Source organism: Streptomyces sp. NPDC055189, assembly GCF_053606765.1.
Genome location: NZ_JBSGSG010000175.1, coordinates 1 through 4,642 on the forward strand (window position 1 = coordinate 1; position 4,642 = coordinate 4,642).

Sequence of the window (4,642 nt, forward strand, 5' to 3'; positions counted from 1 at the left end):
AAACTCTACTGGTGTTACGGAATGTTTTTTTTTGGGCGGGGGGCCCACCGGGCGGGCCCCCCCCCCGCGTTTGGGGGGGCCCCCGCCCGAAAGCGGAACGGCTGAGGTCAGCCGAGACGCTGCACCAGGGCGCGGTACTCGTCCCACAGCTCCTTGGGCGTGTGGTCGCCGAAGGTGTTCAGGTGCTCGGGGACCAGCGAGGCCTCGTCGCGCCAGACCTCCTTGTCGACCGTGAGCAGGAACTCCAGGTCGGACTTGTCCAGGTCGAGGCCCTCGGTGTCGAGCGAGTCGACCGTCGGCAGGATGCCGATGGGGGTCTCGACGCCCTCGGCCTTGCCGTCGAGCCGGTCCACGATCCACTTCAGGACGCGGCTGTTCTCACCGAAGCCGGGCCACACGAACTTGCCCTCGGTGTTCTTCCGGAACCAGTTCACGTAGTAGATCTTCGGCAGCTTGGACTGGTCCTTGTCCGCGCCGACCTTGACCCAGTGGGCCATGTAGTCGCCCATGTTGTAGCCGCAGAACGGCAGCATGGCGAACGGGTCGCGGCGCAGCTCGCCGACCTTGCCCTCGGCCGCGGCGGTCTTCTCGCTCGCCACATTGGCGCCGAGGAAGACGCCGTGCTGCCAGTTGAAGGACTCCGTCACCAGCGGCACCGCGCTGGCGCGACGGCCGCCGAAGAGGATCGCCGAGATCGGCACACCCTTGGGGTCCTCCCACTCGGGCGCGATGATCGGGCACTGCGAGGCGGGCGTGGTGAAGCGGGCGTTCGGGTGCGCGGCCGGGACGCCCGACTCCGGGGTCCAGTCGTTGCCCTTCCAGTCGGTGAGGTGGGCGGGAGTCTCCTCCGTCATGCCCTCCCACCAGACGTCGTTGTCGTCGGTGAGCGCGACGTTCGTGAAGACCGAGTTGCCCCACAGGGTCTTCATGGCGTTGGCGTTGGTGTGCTCGCCGGTGCCGGGCGCGACGCCGAAGAAGCCGGCCTCGGGGTTGATCGCGTAGAGCCGCCCGTCCTCGCCGAACCGCATCCAGGCGATGTCGTCACCGATGGTCTCGACGGTCCAGCCGCGAGTCGTCGGCTCCAGCATGGCGAGGTTGGTCTTGCCGCAGGCACTCGGGAACGCCGCCGCGACGTACTTCGACTCTCCCTGCGGCGGGGTGAGCTTGAGGATCAGCATGTGCTCGGCGAGCCAGCCCTCGTCGCGGGCCATGACGGAGGCGATGCGCAGGGCGTAGCACTTCTTGCCGAGCAGGGCGTTGCCGCCGTAGCCCGAGCCGAACGACCAGATCTCGCGGTCCTCGGGGAAGTGCGAGATGTACTTGGTGGAGTTGCAGGGCCACGGGACGTCCGCCTGGCCCTCTTCGAGCGGGGCGCCGAGCGTGTGGACGGCCTTCACGAAGAAGCCGTCGTCGCCGAGCTCGTCCAGGACCGCCTGGCCCATGCGGGTCATGGTGCGCATGGAGACGGCGACGTACGCGGAGTCGGTGATCTCGACACCGATCGCGGAGAGCGGCGAGCCGACCGGGCCCATGCAGAAGGGGACGACGTACATGGTGCGTCCGCGCATGGAGCCGCGGAACACGCCCTCGTCCCCCTGGAAGATCTCCCGCATCTCGGCGGGGGCCTTCCAGTGGTTGGTCGGACCCGCGTCCTTCTCGTTCTCGGAGCAGATGAAGGTGCGGTCCTCGACGCGCGCGACGTCGGTCGGGTCGGAGGCCGCGTAGTACGAATTGGGGCGCTTGATCGGGTCGAGCTTCTTGAAGGTGCCCTTGGCCACGAGCTCCTCGCACAGGCGCTCGTACTCGGCCTCGGATCCGTCGCACCAGACCACGCTGTCCGGCTGTGTCAGTTCGGCGATCTCGTTCACCCAGGAGACGAGCTCCCGGTGGTCGGTGGGAACGGTGCCCATTGAAGCTGCGAGAAGGGGAGCCGCGATATCGCGCGCCACGATTGCTCCTATTACGAGGGGTTTTGGTTTGTGTTGCCCCGTGGGGGCTCCGACCCGGACGCTTCACGTATTGACCCTCTGGCGCTCATCCGGTGCCGATCGCACTCATTTGATCATCCGATGCTTCTGCGCATATGTCCAGAGGGCCGCACACGTGAGCGGCGTGAGCATCGCCACTCGCCCGGATGGCCTCCCACCCGCGCATCCACCCGCGAATCCGTCACTTGTACGCTCGGGTATCACCGTGAGGATCGCCACTTGTGCGCCTCGGTTCCCATTCGCCTGATGCCTAACTTACGGTTGCGTAGGTACGATGCCGATATGACCGCTCCCGTCCCCGATGCGGACACGAACTCCACGGCCAAGAGCCCCGATTCGTCCCCGCTCGCCGCCCTGCCGCTCCCGGAGATCCCGGATCTCGCGGAAGTGAAGCCGAAGATGCGCGGCTGGCTGCACGCGGGCATGTTCCCCGCGGTGCTGGTCTCCGGCATCGTGCTCACGGCGCTCGCGGGCTCCACGCGCGCGCGGATCGCCTGCGGCATCTATGTCCTGACGGCGTGCCTGCTCTTCGGAGTGAGCGCGATCTACCACCGGGGCACCTGGAGCCCACGCGCGGACGGCGTCCTTCGCAGGCTCGACCACGCCAACATCTTCCTGATCATCGCGGGCACGTACACCCCGCTGACGATGCTGCTGCTGCCCGAGTCCAAGGGCCAGTGGCTGCTCTGGGGCGTATGGGGCGCGGCGGTGGCCGGCATCCTCTTCCGCGTCTTCTGGGTCGGCGCGCCACGCTGGCTCTACACCCCCTGTTACATCGCGATGGGCTGGGCGGCGGTCTTCTACCTGCCGGACTTCATGCGCACGGGCGGCATCGCCGTCCTCGTCCTCGTGGTCGTGGGCGGCCTGCTCTACAGCGCGGGCGGCGTGATCTACGGCATCAAGCGCCCCAACCCCTCCCCCCGCTTCTTCGGCTTCCACGAGGTCTTCCACTCCCTGACACTGGCCGCGTTCGCGGTGCACTACGTGGGCATCTCGCTGGTGGCGTACCAGCACGGGTAGCAGCCACCCGGTAGCGGGGCGGCAGCCCCAGACCCCTTCCCCTCTTTATGGCCGCGGCTTTCGAGCCGCGGCCATTTGCGTGCACGGAGACACCCGGACGGGGCACGGCGGATGCCCGACAATGAGGGCATGACGGCCGCACGCACCACCGCTTCCCCGCACGGCTCCCACCTGGGGCTTCGCGAACGGAAGAAGCTGAAGACCCGCATCGCGATCCGTGAGGCCACCTACCGGCTGATCGAGGAGCAGGGGTACGACGCCACGACGGTCGAGCAGATCGCCGAGGCGGCGGAGGTGTCGGCGTCGACCGTCTTTCGCTACTTCCCGGCCAAGGAGGACATCGTCCTCACCGACGAGTACGACCCGCTGCTCGAACAGGAGCTGCGGGCGCGCCCGGCGGACGAGCCGATCGTGGAATCCCTGCGGCAGGTGCTGCGCCGGGCGCTGAGCCTCGGGTTCACCGAGGACCCGGAGGTCTCGCGCCTGCGCACCCGTCTGATGGTCGAGATCCCCGCCGTGCGCTCCCGGATGCTGGAGAGCATGTCGGTCACCGGCCGGATGCTGTGCCGCGTCATCGCCGATCGCACCGGCCGTGACGCGGAGGATCTGGAGGTACGGGTGTTCTCGATGGGCCTGATCGGCGCGCTGACGGAGGCGACGGCGTACTGGGCGGAGCACGGCCACGAGGACGACCTCGGCGATCTGGTGGACCGCACCCTGACCATGCTGGCGGCGGGCTTCGCCCCCGGACGCGGGACGCCGTAAATCCCCGGCTCTCCGTGCGTCCCCCATGCCATCCTGACCGCATGAACGGTCCGGAGATCCTCATCCAATTCGCCCCCGAGCTGGGCCTTTTCGTCCCGCACGAGCGCAGGAACGGCCCCGCCAAGGCCGTTACTGACGGCGTGTCCACGCTCGGGCACGTCGTCGAATCGCTCGGGGTTCCGCTGACGGAGGTCGGCGCGCTCGTGGTGGACGGCGCGGAGGTTGCGGCCTCGCACATCCCGGCGTCGGGCGAGTCGGTGGAGGTCCGCACCGTCCCCCGCCCCCAGCCCGTCCCCGGCGCCCCTCTCCGCTTCCTCCTGGACGTCCACCTGGGCACGCTGGCCCGCCGCCTGCGCCTCCTGGGCGTGGACGCGGCGTACGAGAGCACGGACATCGGCGACCCCGCCCTCGCCAAGCGCTCGGCCGCCGAGCGGCGGGTGCTGCTGAGCCGGGACCGGGGGTTGTTGCGGCGGCGGGAGCTGTGGGCGGGCGCGTACGTCTACAGCGACGCGCCGGACGAACAACTCCGGGATGTGCTTGGCCGGTTCGCTCCTGCGCTGCGGCCGTGGTCGCGCTGCACTGCGTGCAATGGCTCGCTGCGGGCGGCGAGCAAGGAGGACGTGGCTGACCGCCTTGAGGGCGGTACGCGGGGGACGTATGACGTGTTCGCGGAGTGTGGGGAGTGCGGGCGGGTGTATTGGCGGGGCGCGCACCATGATCGGCTGGAGGGGATCGTGGCAGCGGCGGTACAGGAATTCTCCCCAACCCCGCCCCTTCCCGAAAACCGTGCCTGAGCCCCGGACCTACCTGGGGCTCCGCCCCAGACCCCGACAAGATGGCCTCAAACGCCGGCCGGGCTGGATCCATCC

General features: G+C 68.9%; 4 protein-coding genes. 3 read left to right on the top strand and 1 reads right to left on the bottom strand.

Annotation, left to right across the window (positions count from 1 at the left end; translation table 11 throughout):
- Nucleotides 1-107 precede the first annotated feature (107 nt).
- Entirely contained in the window at nt 108-1,949 is a 1,842-nt protein-coding gene (locus tag ACWFR3_RS46555; RefSeq protein WP_453740783.1) for a phosphoenolpyruvate carboxykinase (GTP), read from the bottom strand.
- Between the two features lie 321 nt (nt 1,950-2,270).
- On the opposite strand from ACWFR3_RS46555, the gene trhA reads away from it, so the two are divergent.
- The 3 genes from trhA to ACWFR3_RS46570 all read left to right on the top strand — a co-directional run bounded on the left by trhA (nt 2,271) and on the right by ACWFR3_RS46570 (nt 4,567).
- Nucleotides 2,271-3,008 (top strand): PAQR family membrane homeostasis protein TrhA, encoded by a 738-nt coding sequence (trhA, locus tag ACWFR3_RS46560; protein WP_453740784.1) that lies wholly within the window; start codon nt 2,271-2,273, stop codon nt 3,006-3,008.
- 129 nt (nt 3,009-3,137) lie between these two features.
- Nucleotides 3,138-3,773: a TetR/AcrR family transcriptional regulator gene (locus ACWFR3_RS46565; RefSeq protein ID WP_453740785.1), complete on the top strand. Its 636-nt coding sequence runs from the start codon at nt 3,138-3,140 to the stop codon at nt 3,771-3,773.
- Between the two features lie 41 nt (nt 3,774-3,814).
- Nucleotides 3,815-4,567 carry a Mut7-C RNAse domain-containing protein gene (locus ACWFR3_RS46570; RefSeq protein WP_453740786.1) on the top strand — a complete coding sequence of 251 codons (753 nt, stop codon included), beginning with the start codon at nt 3,815-3,817 and terminating at the stop codon, nt 4,565-4,567.
- Nucleotides 4,568-4,642 lie beyond the last annotated feature (75 nt).

What these genes read in the sequence shown, in the direction of transcription:
- trhA (WP_453740784.1), top strand. Translation starts at nt 2,271, where the DNA reads ATGACCGCTCCCGTCCCCGATGCGGACACGAACTCCACGGCCAAGAGC.
- ACWFR3_RS46565 (WP_453740785.1), top strand. Translation starts at nt 3,138, where the DNA reads ATGACGGCCGCACGCACCACCGCTTCCCCGCACGGCTCCCACCTGGGG.
- ACWFR3_RS46570 (WP_453740786.1), top strand. Translation starts at nt 3,815, where the DNA reads ATGAACGGTCCGGAGATCCTCATCCAATTCGCCCCCGAGCTGGGCCTT.